This window comes from Enterobacter sp. SM3 (genome assembly GCF_009811935.2).
Classification (GTDB): domain Bacteria; phylum Pseudomonadota; class Gammaproteobacteria; order Enterobacterales; family Enterobacteriaceae; genus Enterobacter; species Enterobacter asburiae_D.
This window is the reverse complement of record NZ_CP099971.1, coordinates 1,010,160-1,037,105: the sequence shown is the minus strand read 5'-3', so window position 1 is coordinate 1,037,105 and position 26,946 is coordinate 1,010,160. Positions and strand designations below refer to the sequence as shown.

26 protein-coding genes are annotated in these 26,946 nt (G+C 55.6%); 8 read left to right on the top strand and 18 right to left on the bottom strand.

Translation table 11 applies throughout. The features are described from left to right. Positions 1 to 20 precede the first annotated feature (20 nt). Positions 21 to 1,226: an exonuclease subunit SbcD gene (gene sbcD / locus GVO84_RS04760; protein WP_159515601.1), complete on the top strand. Its 1,206-nt coding sequence runs from the start codon at positions 21 to 23 to the stop codon at positions 1,224 to 1,226. Continuing rightward, complete coding sequence (gene sbcC, locus GVO84_RS04755) at positions 1,223 to 4,354, top strand: exonuclease subunit SbcC (RefSeq protein WP_159515600.1); 3,132 nt, start codon at positions 1,223 to 1,225, stop codon at positions 4,352 to 4,354. The genes sbcD and sbcC overlap by 4 nt, the downstream gene beginning before the upstream one ends. 97 nt (positions 4,355 to 4,451) lie before the next feature. Here the strand turns inward: sbcC and mak are convergent, their stop codons facing one another. Next, positions 4,452 to 5,363: a fructokinase gene (mak, locus tag GVO84_RS04750; RefSeq protein WP_159515599.1), complete on the bottom strand. Its 912-nt coding sequence runs from the start codon at positions 5,361 to 5,363 to the stop codon at positions 4,452 to 4,454. A gap of 123 nt (positions 5,364 to 5,486) precedes the next feature. Here mak and rdgC point away from each other — a divergent pair, with 123 nt between their 5' ends. After that, positions 5,487 to 6,401, top strand: a complete 915-nt coding sequence (rdgC, locus tag GVO84_RS04745) for a recombination-associated protein RdgC (protein WP_159515598.1) — start codon at positions 5,487 to 5,489, stop codon at positions 6,399 to 6,401. A 48-nt stretch (positions 6,402 to 6,449) separates the two neighbouring features. Here the strand turns inward: rdgC and ppnP are convergent, their stop codons facing one another. The 5 genes from ppnP to GVO84_RS04720 form a co-directional block, all read right to left on the bottom strand. Continuing rightward, positions 6,450 to 6,737, bottom strand: coding sequence for a pyrimidine/purine nucleoside phosphorylase (gene ppnP / locus GVO84_RS04740; RefSeq protein ID WP_008503270.1), 288 nt, complete (start codon positions 6,735 to 6,737; stop codon positions 6,450 to 6,452). 71 nt (positions 6,738 to 6,808) lie between these two features. Then, positions 6,809 to 7,486, bottom strand: a complete 678-nt coding sequence (locus GVO84_RS04735; RefSeq protein ID WP_023334676.1) for an AroM family protein — start codon at positions 7,484 to 7,486, stop codon at positions 6,809 to 6,811. A 237-nt stretch (positions 7,487 to 7,723) separates the two neighbouring features. Next, entirely contained in the window at positions 7,724 to 7,915 is a 192-nt protein-coding gene (yaiA, locus tag GVO84_RS04730; RefSeq protein ID WP_032661588.1) for a protein YaiA, read from the bottom strand. A 44-nt stretch (positions 7,916 to 7,959) separates the two neighbouring features. After that, positions 7,960 to 8,484, bottom strand: a complete 525-nt coding sequence (aroL, locus tag GVO84_RS04725) for a shikimate kinase AroL (RefSeq protein WP_029739752.1) — start codon at positions 8,482 to 8,484, stop codon at positions 7,960 to 7,962. Positions 8,485 to 8,627: 143 nt separating this feature from the next. Continuing rightward, on the bottom strand, positions 8,628 to 9,086 hold the full coding sequence (locus GVO84_RS04720; protein ID WP_010428006.1) for a YaiI/YqxD family protein: 459 nt from the start codon (positions 9,084 to 9,086) through the stop codon (positions 8,628 to 8,630). Positions 9,087 to 9,183: 97 nt separating this feature from the next. Here GVO84_RS04720 and proC point away from each other — a divergent pair, with 97 nt between their 5' ends. Further along, the gene (proC, locus tag GVO84_RS04715; protein WP_159515597.1) at positions 9,184 to 9,993 is read left to right on the top strand and encodes a pyrroline-5-carboxylate reductase; all 810 of its coding nucleotides are present in this window, start codon (positions 9,184 to 9,186) and stop codon (positions 9,991 to 9,993) included. Positions 9,994 to 10,009: 16 nt separating this feature from the next. On the opposite strand, the gene adrA is transcribed toward proC, so the two are convergent. From adrA to GVO84_RS04685, 6 genes are all read right to left on the bottom strand, one after another. After that, positions 10,010 to 11,113, bottom strand: a complete 1,104-nt coding sequence (adrA, locus tag GVO84_RS04710; protein WP_159515596.1) for a diguanylate cyclase AdrA — start codon at positions 11,111 to 11,113, stop codon at positions 10,010 to 10,012. Positions 11,114 to 11,215: 102 nt separating this feature from the next. Next, entirely contained in the window at positions 11,216 to 11,536 is a 321-nt protein-coding gene (psiF, locus tag GVO84_RS04705; RefSeq protein ID WP_023334671.1) for a phosphate starvation-inducible protein PsiF, read from the bottom strand. 89 nt (positions 11,537 to 11,625) lie between these two features. Further along, complete coding sequence (phoA, locus tag GVO84_RS04700; protein WP_159515595.1) at positions 11,626 to 13,041, bottom strand: alkaline phosphatase; 1,416 nt, start codon at positions 13,039 to 13,041, stop codon at positions 11,626 to 11,628. Positions 13,042 to 13,140: 99 nt separating this feature from the next. Beyond that, positions 13,141 to 13,401 (bottom strand): anti-adapter protein IraP, encoded by a 261-nt coding sequence (gene iraP / locus GVO84_RS04695; RefSeq protein WP_024906786.1) that lies wholly within the window; start codon positions 13,399 to 13,401, stop codon positions 13,141 to 13,143. Positions 13,402 to 13,611: 210 nt separating this feature from the next. Continuing rightward, the gene (locus tag GVO84_RS04690; protein WP_159515594.1) at positions 13,612 to 14,826 is read right to left on the bottom strand and encodes a multidrug efflux MFS transporter; all 1,215 of its coding nucleotides are present in this window, start codon (positions 14,824 to 14,826) and stop codon (positions 13,612 to 13,614) included. 168 nt (positions 14,827 to 14,994) lie between these two features. After that, positions 14,995 to 15,678, bottom strand: coding sequence for an extensin family protein (locus GVO84_RS04685; RefSeq protein WP_159515593.1), 684 nt, complete (start codon positions 15,676 to 15,678; stop codon positions 14,995 to 14,997). A 104-nt stretch (positions 15,679 to 15,782) separates the two neighbouring features. On the opposite strand from GVO84_RS04685, the gene ddlA reads away from it, so the two are divergent. After that, complete coding sequence (gene ddlA, locus GVO84_RS04680; RefSeq protein WP_159515592.1) at positions 15,783 to 16,883, top strand: D-alanine--D-alanine ligase; 1,101 nt, start codon at positions 15,783 to 15,785, stop codon at positions 16,881 to 16,883. Here the strand turns inward: ddlA and GVO84_RS04675 are convergent. Further along, entirely contained in the window at positions 16,880 to 17,116 is a 237-nt protein-coding gene (locus tag GVO84_RS04675; RefSeq protein ID WP_023334666.1) for a DUF2754 domain-containing protein, read from the bottom strand. The genes ddlA and GVO84_RS04675 overlap by 4 nt on opposite strands. Positions 17,117 to 17,365: 249 nt before the next feature. Here GVO84_RS04675 and GVO84_RS04670 point away from each other — a divergent pair, with 249 nt between their 5' ends. Further along, positions 17,366 to 17,665, top strand: coding sequence for a DUF2755 family protein (locus GVO84_RS04670; RefSeq protein ID WP_021241681.1), 300 nt, complete (start codon positions 17,366 to 17,368; stop codon positions 17,663 to 17,665). Here GVO84_RS04670 and GVO84_RS04665 read toward each other — a convergent pair. From GVO84_RS04665 to GVO84_RS04655, 3 genes are all read right to left on the bottom strand, one after another. Beyond that, the gene (locus GVO84_RS04665; protein ID WP_159515591.1) at positions 17,662 to 18,759 is read right to left on the bottom strand and encodes a DUF1615 domain-containing protein; all 1,098 of its coding nucleotides are present in this window, start codon (positions 18,757 to 18,759) and stop codon (positions 17,662 to 17,664) included. The genes GVO84_RS04670 and GVO84_RS04665 overlap by 4 nt on opposite strands. Positions 18,760 to 18,773: 14 nt before the next feature. Next, positions 18,774 to 19,994: a peptide antibiotic transporter SbmA gene (gene sbmA / locus GVO84_RS04660; protein WP_121425616.1), complete on the bottom strand. Its 1,221-nt coding sequence runs from the start codon at positions 19,992 to 19,994 to the stop codon at positions 18,774 to 18,776. A 115-nt stretch (positions 19,995 to 20,109) separates the two neighbouring features. Beyond that, the gene (locus GVO84_RS04655; RefSeq protein ID WP_159515590.1) at positions 20,110 to 20,643 is read right to left on the bottom strand and encodes an isochorismatase family protein; all 534 of its coding nucleotides are present in this window, start codon (positions 20,641 to 20,643) and stop codon (positions 20,110 to 20,112) included. Between the two features lie 204 nt (positions 20,644 to 20,847). Between GVO84_RS04655 and ampH the strand changes: the two genes are divergently transcribed. Next, a complete protein-coding gene (gene ampH, locus GVO84_RS04650; protein WP_159515589.1) occupies positions 20,848 to 22,008 on the top strand; it encodes a D-alanyl-D-alanine-carboxypeptidase/endopeptidase AmpH in 1,161 nt (386 codons plus the stop codon). 2 nt (positions 22,009 to 22,010) lie between these two features. On the opposite strand, the gene GVO84_RS04645 is transcribed toward ampH, so the two are convergent. Together GVO84_RS04645 and GVO84_RS04640 are read right to left on the bottom strand one after the other, a co-directional pair. Next, positions 22,011 to 22,634 carry a helix-turn-helix domain-containing protein gene (locus GVO84_RS04645; RefSeq protein ID WP_159515588.1) on the bottom strand — a complete coding sequence of 208 codons (624 nt, stop codon included), beginning with the start codon at positions 22,632 to 22,634 and terminating at the stop codon, positions 22,011 to 22,013. Between the two features lie 92 nt (positions 22,635 to 22,726). Continuing rightward, positions 22,727 to 25,501, bottom strand: a complete 2,775-nt coding sequence (locus tag GVO84_RS04640) for an autotransporter outer membrane beta-barrel domain-containing protein (protein WP_159515587.1) — start codon at positions 25,499 to 25,501, stop codon at positions 22,727 to 22,729. Positions 25,502 to 25,952: 451 nt separating this feature from the next. Between GVO84_RS04640 and hemB the strand changes: the two genes are divergently transcribed. Continuing rightward, entirely contained in the window at positions 25,953 to 26,927 is a 975-nt protein-coding gene (gene hemB, locus GVO84_RS04635) for a porphobilinogen synthase (protein ID WP_159515586.1), read from the top strand. Positions 26,928 to 26,946: the final 19 nt, after the last annotated feature.

The following is a 26,946-nucleotide window of genomic DNA, read 5'->3' as shown; positions in this document are numbered from 1 at the left end:
TTTTTTGCCACGGATCAGCTATGCGCATACTTCACACCTCGGACTGGCATCTGGGTCAAAATTTTTACAGCAAAAGCCGTGCGGCTGAACATGAAGCCTTCCTGAACTGGCTGCTGGAAACGGCCCGAACGCAAGAGGTGGACGCGATTATTGTGGCGGGTGACATCTTTGATACCGGCTCGCCCCCCAGCTATGCGCGTGAACTGTATAACCGCTTCGTGGTGAATCTGCAGCAAACCGGCTGTCATCTGGTGATTGTCGCCGGCAACCATGATTCCGTCGCGACGCTGAATGAATCCCGCGACATCCTGGCATTTCTCAATACTACCGTCGTCGCCAGCGCCGGGCACGCCCCGCAGATCCTGAAAAAACGCGACGGCACGCCGGGGGCGGTGCTGTGCCCCATTCCGTTTTTGCGTCCGCGCGATATTGTGCAAAGCCGGGCGGGACTTTCCGGCGGCGAAAAGCAACAGCATCTGTTACAGGCCATCACCGACTATTATCACCAGCAGCACGCCGATGCCTGCGCCCTGCGCGGCGACCAGCCGATTCCGGTGATTGCGACCGGACATCTCACCACCGTCGGGGCCAGTAAAAGTGACGCCGTACGTGACATCTATATCGGTACGCTGGACGCCTTTCCGGCGCAAAACTTCCCTCCAGCCGACTACATCGCGCTCGGGCACATACACCGGGCGCAGATCGTCGGCGGCAGCGAGCATATCCGCTACTGCGGCTCGCCTCTTTCGCTCAGCTTTGACGAGACGGGCAAAGCCAAGTCCGTCCATCTGGTGAGTTTCTCCGGGGGCAAACTCCGCGCCGTTGAGACGCTGGAGGTGCCCGTCACCCAGCCGCTGGCGGTGCTAAAGGGCGATCTCGACGCCATTACCGCCCGGCTTGAACAGTGGCGCGGCGCGGCGCTTAACCCGCCCGTCTGGCTGGATATCGAAATCACCACCGATGACTACCTGCACGATATGCAGCGCAAAATTCAGGCGCTGACGGAAGATTTGCCCGTCGAAGTCTTACTGGTACGCCGCAGCCGCGAGCAGCGCGAGAAAATTCTGTTAAGCGCTCAACGCGAAACGCTCAGTGAACTACGGGTTGAAGAGGTGTTTGAACGCAGGCTCTCGCAGGAGGAAATTGACGACGCGACGCGCGCAAGACTCAGCGAACTGTTCAGCCATACCCTGCATGCGCTCAATGATGAGGAAGAAAACGCATGAAAATTTTGAGCCTGCGCCTGAAAAACCTTAACTCCCTCAAGGGCGAGTGGAAAATTGACTTTACCGCGGAGCCGTTTGCCAGCAACGGTCTGTTTGCCATCACCGGCGCGACCGGGGCAGGTAAAACCACCCTGCTCGACGCCATCTGTCTGGCGCTTTATCACGAAACGCCGCGACTGCAGAAGGTCTCCCAGGCGCAAAACGACCTGATGACGCGCGACACCGCCGAGTGCCTGGCGGAAGTGGAGTTCGAGGTAAAAGGCACCGCCTATCGCGCCTTCTGGAGCCAGAACCGCGCGCGCAACCAGCCGGACGGGAACCTGCAGGCGCCGCGCGTGGAGCTGGCGCGCTGCGAAGATGGCAAAATCCTGGCCGACAAAGTGACGGATAAACTGGAGCAAACCGCCGCGCTCACCGGGCTGGACTATGGCCGCTTTACCCGCTCCATGCTGCTCTCACAGGGGCAGTTTGCCGCCTTCCTTAATGCCAAACCGAGCGATCGCGCCGAGCTGCTGGAAGAGCTGACCGGCACCGAGATCTACGGCCAGATTTCCGCCATGGTGTTTGAAAAACACAAAGCCGCCCGCAGCGTGCTTGAAAAGTGCGAGGCGCAGGCGGCGGGCGTGGTGCTGTTGAGCGAAGAGCAACAGCAGCAGTTACAGCAAAGTTTGCAGGCACTTACTGACGAAGAGAAAACCCTGCTGGTTCAGCAGCAAAGCCAGCAGAAAGAATTTCAGTGGCTTACGCGCCATGATGAGCTCCTACTCGAGCAACAGCGCGTCACCGGGATGCAGCAGCAGGCGCAACAGGCGCTGACAAACGCTGCACCGGAGCTGGCAAAGCTCCAGCTTGCTCTGCCCGCCGCCCAGCTTCGACCGCTTTGGGCGTACCTGCAGGAGCAGACCGCGCGTCTGACGCAAACCCAACAGCGAATTATCGAAGTAAATGCTCGCTTACAAGCCAAAACCGCACTGCGCGCGCGGATCCGTCATACCGCCCAGCGGAATCATGAGCAGCTTCAGACCGAACTGACGGCGCTGGCGCAGTGGCTGGCGGAGCACGAGCGCTATCGCCTGCTGGGGCAGGAGATTGCCGGCTGGCGTGCCCAGTTCTCGCAGCTTAACCGCGATAAAACACAGTTAGCCTCGCTTGCTGCGCGGATGCGTGAATTACGCAACAGGCTGGCTGAGATGCCGGAAAATGCGCTGACGCTGACGGCGGATGAGGTCAGCGCGGCCATGGAGCAGCAGTCCCGGTCACGCACGCTGCGCCAGCGGCTAACGTCGCTGCATGCCCGCTATCAGCCGCTGCAAAAGCGCCTGCGCCAGAGCGGTGAAAGCGTGCAGAAGGCCCAGGCCGATCAAAATAAACTCAATGAAACGCTGACGCTACGCCGCCAGCAGTACAAAGAGAAACACCAGCACTATCTGGACCTGAAGGCCCTGTGCGAACGTGAAGCGACGATTAAAGACCTGGAAAGCTATCGTTCCCGGCTTGAGGCAGGCAAACCCTGTCCGCTGTGCGGCTCCAGCGAGCATCCCGCCGTTGAGCAATACCAGTCGCTTGAGCTGACGGATAACCAGCGCCGCCGTGATGCCCTGGAAAAAGAGGTCGCCGCGCTTAAAGAGGAAGGCCTGCTGGTGCTGGGACAGGTTAATGCCCTGACTCAGCAGATCCAGCGCGAGTCAGACGAAGCGCAGACTCTCTCTCAGGAAGAGCAAGCGCTCACTAAAGAGTGGATGGAAGCCTGCGCTTCCCTGAACATCGCGTTGAATATTCAGGAAGATATCACGCCATGGATGAACGAGCAGGAACAGTACGAGCGCCAGCTTTATCAGCTCAGCCAGCGTCTGACCCTGCAAAACCAGTTGAACGAGCAGGAAGTGCAGGAGCGACAATATCAGCAGCAGCTGACGGCCGCGCGCCAGGCGCTGGAACACACCCTGCTCTCGCTATCGCTTAACGTACCTGAAGACGGCAATGAAGCCGCCTGGCTGCACGCCCGCGAAGCGGAGTTCGCGCAGTGGCAGGAGAAACAAACGCAGCACGGCGTGCTTCTGGAACGCATAAACGCTCTCAAGCCGCTGCTCGACACGCTTCCGGACACGCACGGCGAAGAGGCCGAACCGGCCATTCCGGACGGCTGGCGCGACGTGCACGACGAATGCGTGTCGCTACAGAGCCAGCTCACCGCGCAGGAGCAGCAGGAAAAGCTGGAGCAAGAGCGCCTGCAGCAGTCGGAGACGCAGTTCACCGCGGCGCTCACAGCGAGCTGTTTTGCCGATCGGGACGCGTTCCTTGCCGCGCTGCTGGATGACGACGCTATTCGCCACCTCGAACAGCTGAAACGGTCACTGGAAAGCCAGATACAGCAGGCCGCGGCCCTTTCCGGCCAGGCTAACCAGCAGCTGCAGGATCATCTGGCGCTGCGGCCGGAAGGGCTCGACGCCGATGCACCTGCGCTACAAAGCCAGCTGCAGCTGCTGGCGCAGCGGCTTCGCGAGAACACGACGCAACAGGGCGAGATCCGCCAGCAGCTTAAGCAGGACAGCGATAACCGTCAGCACCAGCTGGCGTTGATGCAGCAAATTGAAGAGGCCGCGCGCCAGGCGGACGACTGGGGTTATCTGAACGCGCTGATTGGCTCCAGCACCGGCGACAAGTTCCGTAAGTTCGCGCAGGGGCTGACGTTGGACAATCTTGTCTGGCTTGCTAACCAGCAGCTTAACCGCCTGCACGGGCGCTATCTGCTGCAGCGTAAGGCCAGCGACGCGCTGGAGCTGGAAGTGGTCGATACGTGGCAGGCGGATGCGGTGCGCGATACCCGCACGCTCTCGGGCGGCGAGAGCTTCCTCGTCAGCCTGGCGCTGGCGCTGGCCCTTTCCGACCTGGTGAGTCATAAGACGCGGATCGATTCCCTGTTCCTGGATGAAGGGTTCGGCACGCTCGACAGTGAAACGCTGGATACCGCGCTGGATGCGCTCGACGCGCTGAACGCCACCGGGAAAACCATCGGCGTGATCAGCCACGTTGAGGCGATGAAAGAGCGCATTCCGGTGCAGATCAAGGTGAAGAAGATCAACGGGCTGGGGTATAGCAGGCTGGACAGAGAATTTGCGGTGCAGTAAAGGTCCACTCCATCTGTAGGCCGGGTAAGGCGTAGCCGCCACCCGGCTTTTTTTTGCGGCTGCCTGAATTCGCCCGGTGGCGCTTCGCTTACCGGGCCTACGAATTTACTGGCCACAACCACGCCGCGCCGCGCACGCCGCTGGAGTCACCGTGGACAGCTTTGCGGATCGGGGTTTCGCACTCGCCGCCGAACACCCACTGTTTCACCAGGTTCGGCACCGTGGCGTACAGCCGGTCAACGTTGCTCATGCCGCCGCCGAGCACAATCACGTCCGGATCGAGAATATTCACCACGTGCGCCAGGGATTTCGCCAGCCGCATTTCGTAGCGGCTAAGCGCCAGTTCGGCGACAGGATCCTGTTCTTCGACCAGACGCATGATTTCGTTGCCCTTGAGCGGCTGGCCGCTCAGACGGTGGTAGTCGGTCGCAAACCCGGTGCCGGAGATAAACGTCTCAATACAGCCTTGCTTTCCGCAGTAGCACGGCACCTCAGCGCGGTATTTAAGCTCATCTTCATCCATCCACGGCAGCGGGTTGTGTCCCCACTCGCCTGCCGTGCCGTTGCCGCCAATATGGGCACGCCCGCCGAACGCCACGCCCGCGCCGCAGCCGGTACCGACGATCACGGCAAACACGGTCTGGGCACCGGCCGCCGCGCCGTCGATGGCCTCGGAGACCGCCAGGCAGTTGGCGTCGTTGGCCAGACGCACTTCCCGGTTCAGACGCTGGCTCAAATCCTTATCAAACGGCTGACCGTTGAGCCAGGTGGAGTTAGCATTTTTAACCACGCCGGTATACGGCGAGATCGACCCCGGGATCCCCATTCCGACGCTGCCGGTTTGCCCTGTCGCCTTCTCTGCCATCTCAACCAGGCTGGCAATCGTCTCGATAGTCTGGTGATAATCATCGCGCGGCGTCGGCAGACGATGGCGAAACAGCTGCTCCCCCTGCTCGCTCAGCGCGATGACTTCTGTTTTGGTGCCGCCCAAATCGATCCCAATACGCACAAGACTCTCCTCATTATTTTGATTATCAACAGAGTAGAAGCACGCTTCCCGATTAGCAATGCAAGCGATGCGACAATTCGTTATCATGCCCGCTGATTTAACGACAAGGCCGTGGAAATTATCATGCTGTGGTTCAAAAATTTGATGGTTTACCGTCTCAGCCGCGACGTTTCGCTGCGTGCAGAAGAGATGGAAAAACAGTTAGCCGCTTATACCTTTTCCCCTTGCGGTAGCCAGGATATGGCGAAAACCGGTTGGGTTCCGCCAATGGGTTCACAAAGCGATGCACTGACCCACGCCAGCAGCACGGGTCAAATCATCGTCTGCGCCCGTAAAGAAGAGAAAATCCTGCCGACGCCGGTGGTTAAGCAGGCGCTCGAAGCGAAAATTTTCAAGCTGGAAGCCGAACAAAGCCGCAAGCTGAAAAAGACCGAAAAAGATTCGCTGAAAGACGAAGTGCTGCACTCCCTGCTGCCGCGCGCCTTCAGCCGCTTCAGCCAGACCATGATGTGGATCGACACCGTCAACGGGCTGATCATGGTGGACTGCGCCAGCGCCAAGAAAGCAGAAGATACGCTGGCCCTGCTGCGCAAAAGCATCGGCTCTTTACCGGTCGTTCCGCTGGCGCTTGAAACGCCGATCGAGCTGACGCTGACCGAATGGGTACGCAGCGGTGCTGCGGCACAGGGTTTCCAGATCCTTGATGAAGCCGAGCTGAAAGCCCTGCTGGAAGATGGCGGCGTGATCCGCGCGAAGAAGCAGGATCTGGTGAGCGACGAAATCGCCGTACACATCGAAGCGGGTAAAGTGGTCACTAAACTGGCGCTCGACTGGCAGCAGCGTATTCAGTTCGTGATGTGCGACGACGGCTCCGTGAAGCGTCTGAAGTTCTGCGACGAGCTGCGCGATCAGAACGAAGATATCGACAGGGAAGATTACGCCCAGCGTTTTGACGCGGACTTCATCCTGATGACCGGCGAGCTGGCCGCGTTGATTCAGAATCTGGTGGAAGGTCTCGGCGGCGAAGCGCAGAGATAACAGGCAAAACGTAGGCCGGGTAAGCGTGAGCGCCACCCGGCTTATTTTTTATTTCAGGTAGCGGCACAGATAAGAGGTAGGTTCAGCCACCTGCAAATGAAATTCGCTGTGGCCAGGGACGTTGAAAACTTGCCCGGCAGCGTAAACTTTCCATTCCGTTTCACCCGGCAGTAAGACGTTCAGCGCCCCGCTGACGACAGTCATCTCTTCAGCTTCCGCCGTGCCAAAGGTGTATTCCCCTTCCGCCATTACGCCGACACTGGCGCGACCAGTGCTGCTGCTGGTAAAACCAATGGATTTCACTTTACCGGAAAAGTATTCGTTACTTTGAAGCATGAACTGGCCCTTATATTTATAGATAAAAATTCACTATAGGGGCCATGCTCATCACCTGTCACGCAAAATCATTACATGAGGAGTTCCGAGGCCAGGCGAGCCATCAGAACGTTGGATAACAGCACGGGCACATCCAGCGCTTTTTGCAGCAGGTCACGATGATGCTGGTGGAAACCCAGGCAGTCCAGGATCAAGACGTCCGCCCCTCTCTCAAGCAGTTCCTTCCCGGCAGCAATGAGCTTGGCCTCACTGTCCCAGAACGGATTTGCCAGCGCGTACAAGGGCACTTTTTCCAACACCTGCCATTTTGCCTCCTGGTTATCCATGAGCTCCTCAATGGGAACAATCACACCCACCTGATGACCATCAACGATAGAGGCCACCAGCGGTGGAATGATCCGCATCGGCTCCAGCAAAATCGCATTACGCGCCGTAAGCCCCTTAATGGGTGCGGTACTCATCAGCAAAATAACGTCGTAACCTTGATTATCGAGCACTTCTATCACGCCCTGCAGCGAGCGCTCGATTTTCTGGCGCGAAACGTGCGCCAGTTTACCGTCACTTAATAACGTCGCCAGGGGATCCTCCCCCGCCTCGACAGCGTAGTCTTCCATGACCTCTTCCCGACTCATCTTCCCCAGCAGGCTGAGATGCGTTATCTGTTGTTCAGATACATGCTCGGTTAAGAGCGGTAACACTTCGCTTACAGGGACCACACCAATGGTGAGGATCGCCAACGTTGCCTTCATTTTTATCGCCTTCCATTACTCCAAAATCGTGTACACAGGTACAGGCTCACTACGCTGCACAGTTCATTTTTTCAATAAAACAGCACATAGCGTAGCAGGTGATCCCGACATCGAAATGTAAAGATCGCCTGCCGATACCGGAGTTACTTGTAATAACTAAATATTAACTCCTGCTTAACTTTCCCGATGAGTAAAAAGTGTGATTCAGGCACGATATTGGAGCGTTTAGGAAAACATTCAGGTTTTATCGGGATCTTCGTAGCGCCGTTTCGCGTCCAGCGCTTCCTGTTCAGTCTCGTGTTCACTGATCAGCGAGTCCGGTTTGGGGTGATCGGCACGCAGTTGATACCAGGTCACGGTATGGCCCGTATGGCCTTTTTCAACGGTAACAATGCGCGCTTCACGCGGATAGGGAGGTCTGGTTGGCATAGCTCATCCTTTTTTTATGTCTGAGCTATAAGTATAGACGGCGGTTAGCTGGCACAAGCCAAACGCAGGGCGGTAATAATCTGAATCACAACGTCTTCGGGAGACGCTGACGCATCCACCACGTGGTGAGCCGCTTCGCGGTATAGCGCATCGCGTTCGGCCAGCACTTCACTCACCTCTTCGCTGAGCGGCCTTGAGGTCAGCGCGGGGCGCTGCCCCTCTTCCGGAAACGCTTCCAGACGCCCTACCAGAGCCGACACCGGCGCGCTGAGATAAATCACAATCCCCTTTTCGCGCATAAAGTGACGATTACACTCCGCCAGAACAATGCCCCCCCCGGTCGCGATCACGGCAGACGGGGTAGTGACCGCTTTCAGCGCGGCGGTTTCGCGTGCGCGAAAGCTCTCCCATCCCTCTTGCTCAACGATCTCAGCGATGGTTTTTCCGGCCTCGGTTTGCAGCCAGTGGTCGGTATCAACAAACTGGCGATGACACACGCGTGCCAGCTCCAGGCCAACGGTGGTTTTCCCACAGCCGCGGGGGCCAACTAAAAAGATGGGTTGGGTCATGCCAGGTGTTCCCCTTGATGCCGAATGGCTGAAGAGTGTAAAGAAATAATTGCAGAAGATGTTGCGATTACTTTACTGCAAAGCGGTACGGGATGACAACCCTGTGGAGGCCACACTGTACCACAAATTGACAATAATTATCATTACGCTGTGCGGCGCTTCACTTCCAGCAGCCATTTATCCAGCTCGGCAGCAAACTGCTGGCGATCGCGCTGGGACAGGCTGTCCGGTCCACCGGTCTGCACGCCGCTGGCCCGCATCGTATCCATAAAATCGCGCATGGTGAGCTTTTCCCGAATGGTCGAAGGCGAGTAACGCTCCCCGCGAGGATTGAGCGCCGCCGCCCCTTTCTCCAGCACTTCAGCGGCCAGCGGAATATCCGCCGTGATCACCAGATCCTCCGCGCTGCACAGGCGAACAATTTCGTTATCCGCCACGTCGAACCCGGCCGGCACGCGCAAGGAGCGGATGAACCGCGAAGGTGGTACGCGAATATTCTGGTTTGCCACCAGCGTCAGCGGCATCTGAACGCGCTCGGCGGCGCGAAACAAAATCTCTTTAATCACATTCGGACACGCGTCCGCATCAACCCAAATCGCCATATTGTCTCCCCATAATGACTCTGTCGACTATTGTCGCCTGCATTTCGTTGTTAAGCTATCAATCAGAGAAAACAACGCATAATGACGGAGAATCGTGATGGACAAGAAAATCGGGTTTATCGGCTGCGGTAACATGGGCAAAGCCATCCTGGGCGGTCTGATCGCCAGCGAGCAGGTGCTGCCGGGTCAGATTTGGGTCTATACCCCGTCACCGGACAAGGTCGCCGCGCTGCGCGATCAATACGGGATCAACGCAGCCGTTAGCGCACAGGAAGTGGCCCAGGTCGCCGATATCGTCTTTGGCGCCGTCAAGCCGAACATCATGATCAAAGTGCTGAGCGATATCACCTCCAGCCTGAATAAAGAGACGCTGGTCGTGTCGATTGCCGCGGGCGTCACGCTCGATCAGCTGGCGCGCGCGCTGGGTCACGATCGTAAAATCGTCCGCGCGATGCCCAACACTCCTTCGCTGGTCAACGCTGGCATGACCTCCGTCACGCCTAACGCGCTGGTGACAACGGAAGAAGTGGCCGATGTGCTGAACATTTTCCGCTGCTTCGGTGAAGCTGAAGTGATTGCCGAATCGATGATCCATCCGGTGGTCGGCGTGAGTGGCTCAGCCCCTGCCTATGTTTTCATGTTCTTAGAAGCGATGGCGGATGCCGCCGTGCTTGGCGGAATGCCGCGCGCGCAGGCGTATAAGTTCGCCGCGCAGGCCGTTATGGGCTCCGCCAAAATGGTGCTGGAAACCGGCAAACACCCGGGTGAGCTGAAAGATATGGTCTGCTCCCCGGGCGGTACCACCATCGAAGCGGTGCGGGTGCTGGAGGAGCGCGGGTTCCGCTCGGCGGTCATTGAAGCGATGGCAAAATGCATGGAAAAATCAGAGAAGCTGAGTAAATCCTGATCCTCGCCGTCGGGCGTCAGGCCGCCACTTCGGTGCGGCCGCGCCCGGCATTTTTCGCCTTATACAACGCCACGTCAGCCGCCTTCAGCCATTCCCGATAGTGTCCAAACTGCGGTCCCCAGGGGGCAACGCCGACGCTGATGCGCAGCGCTTCTTTTGGCGCGCACGGTAACGTCAGCTTTTCCAGCCGCTCATGCAGCCGCGACATCACGGCGATGGCGCTTTCCGCCGCCGTCTGCGACATGATCACCGCAAACTCATCCCCGCCAAACCGGCCGATCGCATCGCCTGACCGCACTGACCGCTGGAGCTGACGCGTAATCGCAACGATCGCCTCGTCGCCCACGTCGTGTCCCCAGGTGTCGTTGATGTTTTTAAAGTGGTCGATATCAATCAGCAGTATCGTGGCGGTGCTGTGGTCGCGCCGACAGTGCTCAAATTCATTTCGCAGCAGCATTTCCCAGTGTCGGCGGTTAAAGACCCCGGTCATGCCGTCGCGAGTGCTCATCATTTCCAGCCGCCGCTTGTGCTCCGCAAGCCTGACGGCGGTGCGGTGGCTGAGCCAGGCAAACAGCATGGGATAAAGCATGAGTACGGGCAGCGTTAAGCCCCACTCCACGGGGTCGGGGTTGAAGACGGCCACCTTCCCGACGAGCGGCAGGGTCACCAGCGCGGAGAGCAGCGTCAACAGGATCCCAGGGATGAACAGGCGACAGCCCCCGGAGCCCATCATATTCATCCCCACCATCATCACCAGCGCTGCCGTGGGTAACGCATTCATCCCCATCACGCCGATCCAGAGCCCGGCAATAATGGCATCGATTTTAAGATTAAAAATTTCCTGCTGATGAGGTGAAGCGGCACGGCAGGATAGCTGCCAGGCGAAATGGGGCCAGACGAACGCCCACCCCACCAGTAAAAGCCACCAGCCGCCGGGTAAAAAATGGGTGACCAGCATCCCTGCAATCGAAAAAAACATCGCCGCCAGCCCGACGGCGCGCGCCAGCCGAACTCGCCGGGCAAACTGAATGCCGGCGCGGTGAGGGTCATCCTGAGAAAGGGTTAAATTCCACTCTTCCCGAATGCGCTTTTTGTTGTAATACGTTTCATCATTCATCATTTTTGGGAATATTCTGAAACAATTTCCCAAATTATAGAGAGGGGGTCTGCGGGGAAAGTATGAAATTTCGGGTGAGCCGCCGAAGCCGCTCACCCGTTAGAACTACACTTTTTTCTTCAGGCAGGCACTCATGAACTTGCTGCGATCGTCCCCTTTCAGGGACTGCTCGGTCGCTTTCGCATTACACTCGCGCATTTTTTGCTGCTGTGGCGTCAGGCTTTTTTCAGCCGGTTTCGCGGCACCGTTTTTAAGGCAGTCGCTCATGTAGGTCTTGCGGGCATCTCCCTTCAGACTCTGAGACGTCGCCTGTTGATTACAGGTGGTCATACGCTGTTGTTGCGGCGTTAGCGTTTTCTCTTCCGCGTTCGCCGATGCGACCAGGAACAGGCCGGAGAGCAGAGTAACCAGTAATGTTGTTTTCATTGCACCATCCTTTTGTGAACATTCCCTGTAAGTCTGGTTCGTGACAGGAAAAAAACCACCCGGCAGATGTGATTTCCGCCGGGATTTTATCATTTAAGACCCAGCGCCGCCTTCATGGTGTAGAACAGATCCGTTTGATCGGTCAGGCCTACCACGTTTGCCGCGTGCGGACCGTAGGCTGCAATGCGCAGTTGGGTGCCCGTATGCTCCATGGACTCTTCTTCAGAGTTTCCATAGCTCAGCACCATAACGGCACCATCTTTGGTATTCAGCGCCTGCGTCAGGCCAGGGGCTTTGGTATCTGGCGGAATGATCTGGCTGGCGTGCGCATGGTCCGCGGTGACGATCACCAGGGTGTTGCCGTCTTTTTTCGCAAACTCCAGCGCCTTCTGCACCGCTTCGTCCAGATCGACGGTTTCGCCAATCTGACCGCACGGGTTCGCCGCATGATCCTGCTTATCGATCGACGCGCCTTCTACCTGCAGGAAGAACCCTTTTTCGCTCTTGCTCAGCAGAGAGATGGCTTTATCGGTCATCGCCGCCAGCGTCGGCACGCTGTCCGTGCGTTTCGGGTTCGGGGTGCAGGTCACGGCAGGTTTATCGATATTGCCGTGATAAGAGGCCTTTGGTCCTTCCCAGCGCACGGGCATGTTGCCTTCAGAGAATAACCCCAGCAGCGGTTTGTCCTGGTTCGCGTCGGTAATTGCTGCCAGCGAACTGGCGTCACTCACCAGCTGATAGCCGCGGGCCTGCGCCTGCTCGCGCAGCGTTTTGCCCTGCCACTCGCCCGCCGTCGCGGTTTCTGCGAAGGTTTTCGCGCCGCCGCCCAGGGTCACGTCAGGACGTGCATTCAGCAGCTGTTCCGTAATCGACCCTTTGCCGCCTTTTTCCAGCGCGTTCGTTGGGCATTTTTCGCTGGTCACTGTCGGGCCGTAGCATTTACGCGAGGTCACGTGCGCCACCAGCGCCGCGGGCGTCGCATCCTGAAGTTCAGCGGTAGAGACGTTGCCGGTCGCCAGCCCCGCCGCTTTTGCCATCTCCAGAAGGGTTTGATGATCTTTTTCGTGAATATCCACACCCAGCGCGCCATTATAGGTTTTCACGCCGGTGGACCACGCCGTTGCAGAGGCCGCGGAGTCCGTTACGTAATCTGGTTTACCGGTTTTTTTATCCAGCGCGTAATGGGTATATTGTCCGGTCAGGGGCAATGCGTCGATGCCTTTAAAAAAGCCGCCCGCACCCTCGGCATAATTTCGCGCCGCCGTGATTTCGGAATCGCCCATTCCATCGCCAATCAGCAGAATAATATTTTTCGCCAGCTTATCATTCAGCGAAGCGCGAATAGCGGCAGTTTGATCTTCTGATAAACGGCGCGCGCCGCCAGGCTGGGTGATATCCCCTTTTGCCGCACGATTATCCAGCACGCTGGTTTGGACAGTATCGGCATAAATGGCAGGGGTAATTAACAGGGGAAGTAATGCGATGAAGAGTGCGCTCTGTTTCAATTTATTTTCTCCATGTACAAATACATAAAAATAAAAACAGAGCGACTATAGGCATCCTGCATGACAATTCTATGACACGTCGTTACGTCCTATGACGGTTTAGCTGCGCGGATGCCTTAACAGCTTCTTTACGTACTGGTGGAGCATCTCGGCATCCTCAACCGGAACCTGTGATTCAGGCCTGACGCTGTCCAGCGCGCCTTCCACGCTCTCAATCAACGCCTGTTGATCGGTTTTCGCCATTTGTCGCAGCAGCGCGGTGACCACAATTTCCAGCGCTTCGACCTGGGCGACCAGCTCTTTTGACTCTTCTTCCTTTTGTGCCAGCTTGACCAGCAATTCAGCAATGAGATTTTTCATCGTGCCAGTTCCTTTTTCAGTTTTGTCTGAAGTTAGCATTCTGAATCCATAATGCAAAGAGAAGAAATTTATTAGAGTATGCAAAAGTGACGCAGGAATGAAAATAAAGGGCCGTCGCGGTGAGCGAAACGTTTTTCTATAAAAAAACGCCGCATTTCGTTATATAAAAATGCGGCTACTATAATAATATATAATACATCAGTGAAACGATTATCTCGACGATTTCGCTTCCGCCATTTGTCTGCGGCGACGCAGCGCAATAGCCAGCTGGATAATATTGATTAAAACGACAATCGCCGTGGCCGCAAATACCCAACGAAAACCGGCCATCGCGGAAACGGATGCGCCAATAAGCGGACCGGCAACATTCCCCAGATACATAAATGACTGGTTATATCCAAAGATACGCCCCGTCACCTGGTCGCTGGAATATTTAACCAGCAGGGTCTGTACCGCGGGCAACATTGCGCCATCAGCAAACCCGAGCAGAAATCGCAATACGCCAAGCTGAAGCGGAGAGGTGACAAACGACATCGCGAAGAAGAGCACGACCGCAAAGATCAGCGTCGCCATCAGGATGCGCGCCGTGCCGATCCTGTCACCCAGTTTTCCCAGACGCGGTGCGGAAATCAGAGCGGATACGCCCGGCACGGCGGCAATCATGCCGCTCAGAAAAGCGATATTTGTACTTTCCGGCTCCATCGACTTGATAAACAGCGCCAGAATCGGACCGACCGAACCGTTACAGAGCTGGATAACCATAGTGGTCACAAACAGGCTGATCATCAGTCCCGGATAGGGCAACGAGGCGAAGACGGCCTTGCCGCTCAGGCGTTCAGATTTACTGATAACCGGGCGGCCCCCCTCTTTGATAAGAAAGAGCGTGACCAGAAAACTGATCACCAGCAGGATCGCGGTGATGATAAATACCGCGCGCAGCCCGACGTGGTCCGCCAGAAAGCCCCCCAACAGCGGACCGCCGATGACGCCGCTGATCTGCGCCGTGGAGAGCGTACTCAGCGCCCAGCCGCTACGCTCGCGCGGCACCTGAGAGGCGACCAGCGCCATGGCATTCGGAATGTACCCGGACGTCAGCCCCATCACCGCGCGCAGGAAAAACAGCTGCCAGACGTTGGTGGCGAAGGCCTGCAGCAGAATGGCAATCGCCATCCCGAGCGAGGCGCGCAGCAGCATCAGTTTTCGGCCTTTCCGATCCGCCAGGCTGCCCCACATCGGTGACACAATGGCGGAGACCAGAAACGTGACGCTGAACGTCAGGCCGGACCACATGGAGAGCGCTTCATGCGAAGTCACCCCCAGCTGCGAGACGTACAGCGGCAGGAACGGCAGGATCTGGCTGATGGCCAGCCCGGTGAAGAAACAGCCGAACCAGACCGAGATGAGATTAACTTTCCAGGATTCCATAAAGAAATAGTCTTCATTTTTAGGCGAATTCGCCTACAGATTAGCAAGTTACGCGTTTTGACGTCGCACCAGAGATGCGGCCTGACTGACTTTGGTGTTTTATCTTCCCAGTCATCATATTTGTGAAATAAGTCACAATTCATCCATTTTCTGGCGGAATATTATGCTTCACCGACAGAGTCCGAAACCGCGCATTCCCAGATGAAAATGGTTGGCATGCGCCGCGTTATACTCCGGCCCCAGGCCGTTTCCGTAGTAGCCGCAGCTTGCCGCCAGCATGGCCTTCAGCCATGGCTGCGTTGTTGCCGCCTTCCAGCCGTTCAGCACCGTGACGCGTTCCCCGTTCGCCAGCCGAAAAGCGGCGATATCCAGCGCCTCCGCCGTGGCATGTTCACTGCGTCGCGCGTCAGGGCGGTGGTAAATATTGCGGCAGGCAAAGCTGCCGAGGTGATCGATGCGCGCCAGGTCGCTGCCCGTATAGCGTTTTGTCAGCGGCCGGGCCTGCTGGCTGATAAACAGCGCAGAGCCGAGCGCCAGCGGACAGCTGGCAAGAAAGCTGCTGTTCAGGCCGACCGGGCCGAAGTCGCGCACGCGCACGACGTTGTTAAGCGGACACGCGCCGCCGCTGCCCGCCACCGGCTGGGTGCGGATGAGATCTCTTTGGTTAGCCTGCGACAGCAGGCTCGCGCACGCCTCGGGAGTTAAGTGCCGAAGCTTATACTGGGTGATTCGGCCCGGCGGGTCGTCAAGCGTCAGCGGCATGAAAGGGTTGTAGTAGGACGGCAACCAGCGATAACCCACCGTTGCAAAGGCCACAATGATGAAAACGGTCAGCAGCGTTTTTCCTTTCACTCTCCCCCCCTCAACATTCCCCAAAACATTATGGCAGAAGGCCGCGAAACCCGCCGGGCATCGTGGTATGTTATTGGCTTTTCGTCAGACTGGAAGAGAGTGAGATGGCTAAGCAGCGCGTAGGTATTGTCTTTGGGGGAAAATCAGCTGAGCACGAAGTGTCATTGCAATCGGCCAAGAATATCGTTGATGCGATCGATAAAAGCCGCTTCGACGTGGTGCTGCTGGGCATTGATAAACAGGGCCAGTGGCACGTTAACGATGCCAGCCAGTATCTGCTGAATGCTCACGATCCGGCACACATTGCCCTTAATCCTTCAGAAGTGAGCATCGCCACCGTACCCGGCGTCGTGAAGGGGCAGCTCATCGACGCCGGCAACGCGCAGGCACTCGCCCAGATCGACGTTGTCTTCCCCATCGTTCACGGCACTCTGGGGGAAGATGGTTCCCTGCAGGGAATGCTGCGCATGGCCAACCTGCCGTTCGTCGGCTCGGACGTCCTCGGCTCTGCCGCGTGCATGGACAAAGACGTCACCAAACGCCTGCTGCGCGATGCCGGGCTGAACATTGCGCCATTCGTGACCCTCACCCGCGCCAACCGCGACAAGCACAGCTTCGCGCAAATTAGCGGAGATCTCGGTCTGCCGCTGTTTGTGAAGCCGGCAAATCAGGGCTCTTCCGTGGGCGTCAGCAAAGTCACCAGCGAAGCAGAGTTCACGCAGGCCGTCCGTCTGGCGTTTGAGTTCGACCATAAAGTGGTGGTTGAACAGGGTATTAAAGGCCGTGAAATTGAGTGCGCCGTGCTGGGCAACGATTTTCCACAGGCGAGCACCTGCGGCGAAGTGGTCTTAAACAGCGACTTCTACTCGTATGACACCAAATACATTGATGACAAAGGCGCGCAGGTTGTCGTTCCTGCGGATATCGATCCGGCGATTAACGATAAGATCCGGGCGATCGCCATTCGCGCTTATCAGACGCTCGGCTGCTGCGGCATGGCGCGCGTGGATGTGTTCCTGACGCCGGAAAACGAGGTGGTGATCAATGAAATCAACACGCTGCCGGGGTTCACTAACATCAGCATGTATCCGAAACTGTGGAAGGCGAGCGGCCTGAGCTACCCGGAACTGATCACCCGCCTGATCGAACTGGCGCTGGAGCGTCACGCCGCCGACAGCGCGCTTAAAAGCTCCGTAAACGGTTAATCGGCGCGCTTCGCCGACTCCGCCTCATCCGCTGTCGTCTCTTCAGGACGACGGCGGATAATCAACCCCGCCAGCCAGAAACTTATCACCCAGGTCACCAGCCCGACGGCATACGTTTGCCACCCTTTTGCTTCAAACCCCAGCAGGCCCACGACACCGTTAAGAATAAAGATCAGCCCGATAGCAAAGGCGTAGTAGTGCCAGTCACGGCGTAGTTTGGACGTGAGCTTCATAACAACTCCGGCAGGAAAAAAAGACATCCTCTCACAGTTTTTCGGCCAGGTCTGTGGCAGATACGGAAATTCTGAAACGCGACGCAATTTCACTTAAGTGATGAAATTGTGATGTGCTGCAGAAATCGACAATCCAGGAGGATTCCGGCGCGTAAATTACCACGATTCTGATATTGACAAATGCGATGACCTGTCAAACTCACCCTGTAAGAAGCGTATTAAAACAGAGTGATACCACGGGAGGTCAACATGGCTGACTTTACATTGTCGAAACCGATTTTTGGCGGCAAACCAAAAACCTCCACGGCGGGTAATATTGCTTATGCCCTGTTTGTCCTGTTCTGCTTCTGGGCCGGTTCCCAGCTGCTCAATATGCTGGTCCATGCGCCAGGCGTTTATGAACACCTGATGCAGGTACAGGATAATGGACGTCCGCGAGTTGAGATTGGCTTTGGTGTCAGCACCCTGTTCGGCCTCATCCCCTTCCTCGCGGGATGTATGATTCTGGGCGTTGTGGCGTTAGTGTTGCGCTTTCGCCGTCGCCATTAAAGCCCCATACAGCGAGCCCGGCGATCGTCCACGCGTTTTGCGAACCATGCGGTGGTGAGGTTACGCGTGATCTTCGGGCTTTCCAGCTGGATCCCCGGCAGGATAGCCCTCGGTAACGTTTTCCCACTTTTCTGCTCTGCAAGCGCAAACACCTTCTTGTACAGATCCGTTTTCTCAAATGCCAGGCTGTCGCCTTTTTCAAGCTGACGACGAATGTCGCTGTTGCTCAAGCCAAGCGTGTTGGATAATTTCCGTACTGCCAGCTCGGTGCTTCCCGCCTCGCTGCTGCCGTAAGCGATGAGATCGCCGTCCAGCGCCAGCTTGACGCCGCTTGCGCGGCTGACCGCACTCTGGAATGCCGCGTTACGGCTGGCATACCAGCCCGCGTTAAAGTCGGCAAAGCGGTACAGCGGCTCATCATAGTTCGCCGGATAGTTCAGCAGATGATACGTGCCGAACCACAGCCCACCGCGCAGGGAGAAGACCTCCTGGCGCACGGTACCGTCGATTTTCCACGGGTAGCCGTCGGTATGCTTCTCCGCGAACGCAATGCTCACCTGCATCGGGCCGCCGGTATGTACCGGATTCAGCGAGCCAAACAGCTTCTGTCCCATCGGGACCATACTGATGAAATCATCAAAGATAGCGCTAAGCTGTTTTTCGGTTTTCACCGCATCCAACCGCTCGCTGTAGCTTTTGCCATTAGGCGAGGTGATTTTAAGCGCGGTATGCACGAGGAACACCGGGATATGCATCGATTCCGCGCGGCGGTCGATCTCTTTCCAGGCAATTTTGTTCAGACCCGGCACCACCGGGTCTGACTGGTACATTGACTCCTGCTGCGCCACCGCCAGCACCGAGCAGATATTCTCCTCGGTCGGCGCGATCTTTTGGCTTTCAAAGGTTTTTGCCAGCGCATCTGCCCACGCGTTGCGATCCTTCACGCTGGCGGGCATTTTCTGCCGCACTACGCTCGCCACATCGACGGGCTTCTCCCCCTTTTTGAGCGGAGCGGCCCCTTTTTCGGCACAGCCTGCCAGCACAAGAGCGGCCAGCAAGGACAACGGTAACGCGCGCGGTACGGCAAAAGACATAGCAACTTCCTGTATTAGCTAAATGTGTTGGTGACTTCCTGCAGGTCACGATCGTCCAGCTCACGTTCAAAACTGCGTAAACGTTTATAGATAGACATCAGTTCTACCAAGGTGGTCCAGGAGCTGATCAGGTACTGGAATGAACTTCTTACCTGATCGAACACGTTGGTAATTTGGGTCATCAACCCCAAGGTAATTGTCCCTGCGACAATTGACGGGAACAACAGGACTATTCCAAAAACAGTATCGGCCTGAAGATATAAAATGCGGGCTATGTTGAAATACATGTAGTGGAAGTAGAGCTTAAAATAGTTAAAACGGACGTTCTGAAATAACTCTTTTACCGTTGGTGGCGCAGCTCGTGATGGGTCATCCTCACCGTAAACAAGCTCTTTACGGTAAGCCGCTTCCACGCGCTGATTTTTAAATTGTAATCCCGGCAATTTGATCCCCACTACAGCAAGAAGCCCAGTACCCATAAGAGACCAGACTAGTGCCGCAATAACCAAACCATAGGGTAAATGACCAACAATTGGAAGTTCAGGCACATGGGGTGAAAGTGCAATCAAAATCGGTAAAAAAGCGATAAGTTTCATCACAGCATTAAGCAAGCTGACCCCCATGTCCTCCAGCGTTGAGGCAAAACGCATGGTGTCTTCCTGTACACGCTGTGCTGCACCTTCGATGTGCCGCAGTCGTTGCCAATTTGCCATGTAATATTCGTTCATAGCAGTACGCCAACGGAAAACGTAATGGCTAACGAAGAAATTATTAAGCACTGCCACAGTTACTGCAATCATGGCTATGCCAGTAAAACTAACGAGACTGGCATAGAGTTCACCAATCGGAACCTTATTCGGGGCGCTTAGTGCTTTTTGGATCAGATCGTAGAAGGGTGCATACCATGCATTAATTGCAACGCTCACTTCGACCATGAACCAGGTAACAAAAATGATCAGTGCAGATCCTAAAATCGACCAAAACTGCCAACGATGCGGAGAATATTTAAACCAGAAGAGAGCGAACAGCCCCACACATACCGTGTAGTAGGCATAAAACACCACAAAGCTCAGCGACCAGAAGCGCGCCGCGCTAATCGGCACCTCGCCCGTTGCACCCGTGATGCGCGTCAGCCATGCGCCGCCGCCCGCCTGCCAGAAAATGACAGCGATGAGTGCCCAAATAAATGCCGACAGGAAAAAAGGCCCCGGCTTTGGGAAAAAAGACTTAAACATAATGCTTCCTTCTTGTTGTTATGGCTGTTGCTGTGCACAACACGTTACCACACGAAAAACGTGCCCGAGCCAGCCTCCCGGCCCGGGCAAAAAGGTCAGACCCGAGGGTTGATTATTAGTTCGCTTTCCAGTTTTCGAGAATTGTTTCGGTGCGTTTCACTGCAAGAGGATTCGCCGGCGCGATGAAGTTACGCCACACGTCGTTGTGGTGGTTAATCACGATCTGCGCATCTGCCGCCGGGCGATTGGCGGTAGTGTGGGCATCTTCCGCCACGGTGATGTGATAACCCCGGCTGACGCCGTTCTTAACCGTCGCATCGACGCAGTAATCGGTGGCGCAGCCGCAGATGACAAACTCGCGAATGCCCTGCTCACGCAGCAGCGCCTCAAGCACGGTGTTATAGAAGGCATCGCAGGCGGTTTTGGTCACGTAAAGCGCGTCAGCTGGCTGATGGAGTTCAGGCAGCAGCGCGAACCCTTCACTTCCCTCTTCCAGGCCCCCGTCCTCGGTGTGCTGAATAAAAATCACCTTGTCGGCTGCCTGCGTAAGCTGGTTGATCAGAGAGACACACTTTTCGCGCTGATGACGAGGGGTTTCAAATACCCCGTTCTGCATATCGACAACCATAACCACAAGCTTCTCAGACATACCGTTCTCCGTAAGATTGAGTGACACTGGTGCCTATCATAAGCCCGATGTCACAAAATGGGAGATGGCTCGTCAGTAAATTGTTCATATTTACCCATGGTTACGTTTTTCTCGCTATCGTTATGCAATTCGGGGCATTGCGCGGTTCCGATTAGTAGTATAAATACCCATTACTTTCCTCATTCACTTCATGGATGCTTTTCGTTGAAACGTTGTCTGCTCTCTTTTGCCGCGCTGTGTGCGGTGAGCTTTTCTACCGCCCAGGCAGCCCAACCGCTGACGGCACCCGTTTTAGCTTCAGATATTGCCGATCGCTACGCGAACCTGATCTATTACGGCAGCGGCGCGACCGGGATGGCGATGGTCGTCATCGACGGCAACCAGCGTGTGTTCCGCAGCTTTGGCGAAACGCGCCCAGGAAATAACGTCCACCCGCAGCTGGATTCCGTAATCCGCATCGCGTCCTTAACCAAGCTGATGACCAGCGAAATGCTGGTGAAACTGCTCGACCAGGGCGTGGTGAAACTCGACGACCCGCTCAGCAAATACGCGCCTCCGGGCGCCCGGGTTCCGACCTGGCAGGGAACACCGATCCGGCTTGTAAACCTCGCCACCCACACCAGCGCCCTGCCGCGTGAGCAGCCTGGCGGGGCGGCGCATCGTGACGTATTTGTCTGGCCAACGCGCGACCAGCGCTGGAGCTACCTGAGTACCGCCACGCTGAAGGCGGCTCCGGGTACTCAGGCCTCTTATTCAAACCTGGCGTTTGACCTGCTGGCGGACGCCCTCTCAACGGCGGCGGGTAAACCCTACACGCAGCTGTTTGAAGAGCAGATAACCCGTCCGCTGGGTATGAAAGACACCACCTTTACCCCATCCCCGGATCAGTGCCGTCGCCTGATGGTGGCGGAGAAAGGCGCGAGCCCCTGTAATAACACGCTCGCGGCCGTGGGCAGCGGCGGGGTCTATTCCACGCCTGGCGACATGATGCGCTGGATGCAGCAGTTCCTTTCCTCAGATTTCTATGCTCGAACCAGCCAGGCCGATCGCATGCAGACCCTGATTTATCAGCGTACTCAGCTGCACCGCGTCATCGGAATGGACGTGCCGGGTAAAGCCGATGCGCTCGGCATGGGGTGGGTCTATATGGCGCCAAAAAATGGCCGTCCGGGTATTATTCAGAAAACCGGCGGCGGCGGTGGATTCATCACCTATATGGCCATGATCCCGCAGTCAAACGTGGGCGCGTTTGTGGTGGTCACCCGCTCCCCGCATACGCGTTTCGTCAATATGAGTGACGGGATTAATAACCTGGTGGCAGAACTGAGCGCCAATAAAGCCCAGGTGCTCACCGCGTCTAACTGATATTAATATTCCGTGGGCAAGCGGTTGATGCTGACCAGCTTGCCCCGGTTCATATTGATGTAGTTACCTTGCCGCAGGGCAGCGAGAACCTCAGCAACCACTGAACGTGAAATACGCGTACTTTGTTGAATATGATTCATCACACCAATTTTTGAGCGCAGCGTTTCATCCCACTCCGCCATATTCAGCAGCATGGCGCGGATCTGATGATAGGAATTATTTCCCACCAGCTGCATATCGCGTTTCTCAAGAATGTAGTTTATCCAGGATAACCAACCGAAAGCCTCTTTCCATAGCGCGTTCTGTTGTATAAGTTGACGAGTAGTTTCAGTAGGCAAATAAAAGCCCGTACAGGATGTTTTGGCTACCACTCTATATTCCAGACTATGATTAATCATCACGGTGGACAGCCCCAAAATAAAAGGCGCTGTTGCGATGCCCACAAGCAGTTCATCTGAACAACGATAGATTTCGATTATACCGGTCTGTAATACAGTCGTGCGGGGATCATGACACTCCCCTGATGTAATCAACTGTTGTGGAGCACATTTAAAAGGGATACTGGCTGATTTCAAACACTGTTCGAGCCGGCTTAATTCAGAAAGCGGTTTCGCATTAACGTTCATGCAGACCTCAAGGCATCCGTATTTGTCGGTTCAATATTATTTTTAGCTATGTATATAAAAAGCGGGGGATATGACTCCCCCCGCTTTATTCATTACCAGGTATATTTCACACCCAGATTTGCGCCCCAGTTCTGGTCAACGTCGCCGCCGCCCAGATAAGTGGCATCAGTATACGCACTGAAGTTCTTCGTGAAGCTGAACTGGGTGCCAAGCCCTACCCGCACAGCGGAGCCTTTCACGCCGTTATCAATGCTGTCACCGTTAACGTCGGCATTGTTATCGGCATCGTCATAAACGTAGGCCAGTTTGAAGTAAGGCGTCAGAGCCTGATCGCCGCCGTAGTTGAAGGTGTAACCCGCATCAACACCGAGTTCATAGCGCAGGCTATCGTAAGATTGCCCGTCCATGCGCATGTCATTGCTGAGACGGTAATCATCGCCAGACTGGAACAGGCCAGACACGGCTGCGTATGGTGTGACATAGCCTGACAGGTTTGGCTTCCAGTCATAGCCCAGTTTCAGCCCAAAACCAACTGCGTCATTGGTGGTGTTGCCGTCAACATACTGACCGTTGCTCATGTTCGCAGAGAGATCGCTGTTGAAGCGGGTGTAGCTCAGGGAGCTGTCGAGGAACAGATCGTTCATGAACTTCGCCGACGCGTAGATCATCGCCGTCTGGCTGTCCTGATCGACCTGACCGGTACGATCGCTGATATCCCCCTTCGCGAAACCTGCCGCACCACCGACGATCCACTTCGCATTGTTACCGTCAATCTGCGTATCCAGACCAACCATAATGCCGCTCACGTCCTGATCGTAGCTAATAACGCCATTGTCGCCGTCGAAGTTACCACCGAAGTAGCTTACCCACGCTCCGCCGTTATCCGTCAGGCCGTGACGGCTGTTGGTCAGACGCGTACCTACGGTATCTTGCTGCAGATTCCAGATGTTGGTGTTGGCAGATGGGATGCTCAGCGCCATATTGGCGTAGTCGGTCAGCGCTTTCTGCTGGAGGACGACGGCGTCACCCTGCTGCTGCGCCTGGTAGGTGTAAGCACCTAAATCGGCTTTGTTTGCAGCCGTAAAGCTGGCTGTGGTATCCGCGTTATTGTCATAGATGCGGACGATCTCTTTATTTTTGTAATCGGCAACGGAACCGGCACCGGTCGCATCATCGATGCGCACCTTGTAGTTACCTGCAACGTCACCGTTCACTGACAGATGGCCATCAGAATTAATCGCCACAACGCCGTAGTCGTAATCGGCATTGTACTTATCGTTGGTGATATAGCGTGCGTTGTTGAGATCGCTGTTCAGCACGTAATCACGGCTGGCAACGTTCAGCACACCACCATCGGTCAGCACCATGTTGTGCGTATCAACCTGACCCAGCCCCAGCGCCAGCTCAGCGCCGTTATCCACGGTGATGGTGTTGGCATACAGATCGGCCGTTTCTTCCGTCAGTGCCGCACGGCTATAGCTGTCCAGATACAGATGGTCGGTTGCCACACCACCATTGTCACCGATATTCAACGATGAGGCATTGGTCAGGGTGATGGTATCCGCCAGCAGGCCAGAGTTTTCAACATTGACCTGAGACAGGTTGTTTACCGTCAGTGTGTCGATGTTAGAAACCTTGCGGGTATCCCACTCGGAGCCGTTATCCAGCGCGATGTTAAACAGACCGCTCTGATACACCTCTTTACCCGCAACGTGGTCGTTGCTGTCATAGGTGGAATCCGGCCAAATGCTGTTAGGGGACAGAGTGCTCCAGTCTACGCTGCTGTAGCCCAGGCCATACATCTGCGCCGTGCCGATAGCCTCGACGCTCGACTGGGCGGCACCAACCCATTTGCTGCCATTGGTCAGAGTGACGTCCAGCTTATCAGTACCGTCCCAGCCGTTGGTGGTTGGGTTATAGACACCGTCTGCACTGGTATCCGTTGCCGGATCGCCGTTCGGGTAGAAGTTGTTGTCGAAGGTACTGGAGAAAAGAATGTCGCCAGTAACGGTGGAGTGATCGAACGTGGCAGACGTCTGCATCGCGTTATCCGACGCGCTGGCTGCTACAATCAGGGCCGCATCATCCGCCGCTGTCGTGTTAGTTTCACCATAGTCGCTCGGCTTCGCGGTTTGACCGTAGAATCCGCTATTGCCCAGATCGCTGTACGCACCCGAGGTCAGTACAGAATCTTTCACCAGCAGCGTATCGGTAAAGACATTGCTGCTGTTGGCGACACCTTCAACACCGTCATACGGGGTGTTGTCGAGTTCCTGATAACCCTGCGTTAGCGTAATACCGGCTACGTGGGAGTTATTCTGAATAACAATATCAGACTCCACATCCAGCGTAATCGCATTACCCAGCGCATACGTATTCAGATAATGGGCTTCGGTGCTGTCGCCATTAACAACGTCGTAAGCATAATGCTCATAGGTGTCGTTGATGGTAGAGTGATCAACGGTCAGACTAAAACGATCGTACTGTGAATGTGTCGTGCCGTCGGTATCCAGGCCGTCAGCACACGAGGTGGTCATACATTCAGAGGTGATCATGCCGTTAATGGTGCTATTGGAAATGCTCAACGCATTCGCCCGACCATTTACACCATCTTCCAGAAAGTATGTTGAAATAACGCCATTCACGATCGATTTATTCATCACGGGATAAATATCACCGTCGTGGGTAGCGTCTGAGTAATCCCAGTCGGCATAGCCATAATACCAGGGAGTAGACGCGGTATTATCGTACCCGAAGGTATTATAAGTTGTACCGGAAATATCCTTCGCATTGGCCTGAGAAGCGATAGCCAGGGTGCAGGCTAATGCAAGTTGAGATACAACCAGTTTCTTTTTCCATGTTTGCATTGGGTCATCCCTCCTCAGGGACGTAAGCAAGTTTGTCCATCAAATCATTTGGCAATATTTTATTGCGGAGGGAATTATGCATTTTCATTTCGAAAAGGTTCAATGAATGTTTCTATTAAGTCCGTATCCAGACCAATAACACTTCAAAAACGACAAGCATAAGGGTCACTTGAGATAAATATTATAAAAACAAAACGTTAAAATACAGGCGCGCCAATGCAAAACATATAACAACAAATAATAGATCATTTTTAATGATGCATCCCACTTAATATAGAAACAACACGAATATCTCCCCCCTTTCAGTAATATACTCACCTGCATTATATATTGCTGATATGAAACTTGACCTGCCGCATTTCGCAAAAAACAAAATGCCCACTTTAGTAAAACACCTGACTTCACTTTGAGGTACACTAGCCTTCTTTGTTCCACAAACATCAGGCATACCATGACCGATTTAATTGCACGTCCCCGCCGCCTGCGCAAGTCACCTGCACTGCGCGCTATGTTTGAAGAGACAACCCTGACCTTAAACGATCTGGTGTTGCCGATTTTTGTCGAAGAAGAGATCGATGACTACAAAGCCATCGAAGCCATGCCGGGCGTAATGCGCATTCCGGAAAAATATCTGGCGCGTGAGATTGAACGCATCGCCAACGCGGGGATCCGCTCGGTGATGACCTTCGGCATCTCACACCATACCGACGCCACCGGCAGCGACGCCTGGAAAGAAGATGGCCTCGTCGCCCGCATGTCCCGCATCTGCAAAGAGACCGTGCCGGAAATGGTCGTCATGTCCGATACCTGTTTCTGCGAATACACCTCTCACGGCCACTGCGGCGTGCTGTGCGATCACGGCGTCGATAACGATGCCACCCTGCTGAACCTTGGCAAGCAGGCTGTGGTCGCTGCCGCTGCCGGTGCGGACTTCATCGCGCCATCTGCGGCAATGGACGGACAGGTTCAGGCGATTCGTCAGGCGCTGGACGCGGCGGGCTTTACCGACACCGCCATCATGTCTTACTCCACCAAATTCGCCTCCTCCTTCTATGGCCCGTTCCGTGAAGCGGCGGGCACGGCGCTGAAAGGCGATCGTAAAACCTATCAGATGAACCCGCTTAACCGTCGGGAAGCGATTCGTGAATCCCTGCTTGATGAAGCCCAGGGCGCAGACTGCCTGATGGTGAAACCTGCTGGCGCGTATCTCGATATCCTGCGCGACATCCGCGAGCGCTCCGAGCTGCCGCTGGGCGCTTACCAGGTCAGCGGCGAGTACGCGATGATCAAATTCGCCGCAAAGGCGGGTGCCATCGATGAAGAGAAAGTGGTCCTCGAAAGCCTTGGCGCCATCAAACGCGCAGGCGCGGACCTGATCTTCAGCTACTTCGCGCTGGATCTGGCTGAGAAGAAAATTCTGCGTTAATCCGCTTTAGCGCCGGGTG

Bases quoted from the DNA above. Each gene is read 5' to 3' on its own strand.
- GVO84_RS04670 (WP_021241681.1), top strand. From the start codon at position 17,366: ATGGCTGACTTTACATTGTCGAAACCGATTTTTGGCGGCAAACCAAAA.
- sbcC (WP_159515600.1), top strand. From the start codon at position 1,223: ATGAAAATTTTGAGCCTGCGCCTGAAAAACCTTAACTCCCTCAAGGGC.
- GVO84_RS04690 (WP_159515594.1), bottom strand. From the start codon at position 14,826: ATGGAATCCTGGAAAGTTAATCTCATCTCGGTCTGGTTCGGCTGTTTC.
- proC (WP_159515597.1), top strand. From the start codon at position 9,184: ATGGACAAGAAAATCGGGTTTATCGGCTGCGGTAACATGGGCAAAGCC.
- psiF (WP_023334671.1), bottom strand. From the start codon at position 11,536: ATGAAAACAACATTACTGGTTACTCTGCTCTCCGGCCTGTTCCTGGTC.
- GVO84_RS04735 (WP_023334676.1), bottom strand. From the start codon at position 7,486: ATGAAGGCAACGTTGGCGATCCTCACCATTGGTGTGGTCCCTGTAAGC.
- rdgC (WP_159515598.1), top strand. From the start codon at position 5,487: ATGCTGTGGTTCAAAAATTTGATGGTTTACCGTCTCAGCCGCGACGTT.
- yaiA (WP_032661588.1), bottom strand. From the start codon at position 7,915: ATGCCAACCAGACCTCCCTATCCGCGTGAAGCGCGCATTGTTACCGTT.
- hemB (WP_159515586.1), top strand. From the start codon at position 25,953: ATGACCGATTTAATTGCACGTCCCCGCCGCCTGCGCAAGTCACCTGCA.
- sbmA (WP_121425616.1), bottom strand. From the start codon at position 19,994: ATGTTTAAGTCTTTTTTCCCAAAGCCGGGGCCTTTTTTCCTGTCGGCA.
- GVO84_RS04655 (WP_159515590.1), bottom strand. From the start codon at position 20,643: ATGTCTGAGAAGCTTGTGGTTATGGTTGTCGATATGCAGAACGGGGTA.
- GVO84_RS04675 (WP_023334666.1), bottom strand. From the start codon at position 17,116: ATGAAGCTCACGTCCAAACTACGCCGTGACTGGCACTACTACGCCTTT.
- ppnP (WP_008503270.1), bottom strand. From the start codon at position 6,737: ATGCTTCAAAGTAACGAATACTTTTCCGGTAAAGTGAAATCCATTGGT.
- sbcD (WP_159515601.1), top strand. From the start codon at position 21: ATGCGCATACTTCACACCTCGGACTGGCATCTGGGTCAAAATTTTTAC.
- GVO84_RS04645 (WP_159515588.1), bottom strand. From the start codon at position 22,634: ATGAACGTTAATGCGAAACCGCTTTCTGAATTAAGCCGGCTCGAACAG.
- GVO84_RS04665 (WP_159515591.1), bottom strand. From the start codon at position 18,759: ATGTCTTTTGCCGTACCGCGCGCGTTACCGTTGTCCTTGCTGGCCGCT.
- ddlA (WP_159515592.1), top strand. From the start codon at position 15,783: ATGGCTAAGCAGCGCGTAGGTATTGTCTTTGGGGGAAAATCAGCTGAG.
- GVO84_RS04720 (WP_010428006.1), bottom strand. From the start codon at position 9,086: ATGGCGATTTGGGTTGATGCGGACGCGTGTCCGAATGTGATTAAAGAG.
- aroL (WP_029739752.1), bottom strand. From the start codon at position 8,484: ATGACCCAACCCATCTTTTTAGTTGGCCCCCGCGGCTGTGGGAAAACC.
- adrA (WP_159515596.1), bottom strand. From the start codon at position 11,113: ATGATGAATGATGAAACGTATTACAACAAAAAGCGCATTCGGGAAGAG.
- GVO84_RS04640 (WP_159515587.1), bottom strand. From the start codon at position 25,501: ATGCAAACATGGAAAAAGAAACTGGTTGTATCTCAACTTGCATTAGCC.
- iraP (WP_024906786.1), bottom strand. From the start codon at position 13,401: ATGAAAAATCTCATTGCTGAATTGCTGGTCAAGCTGGCACAAAAGGAA.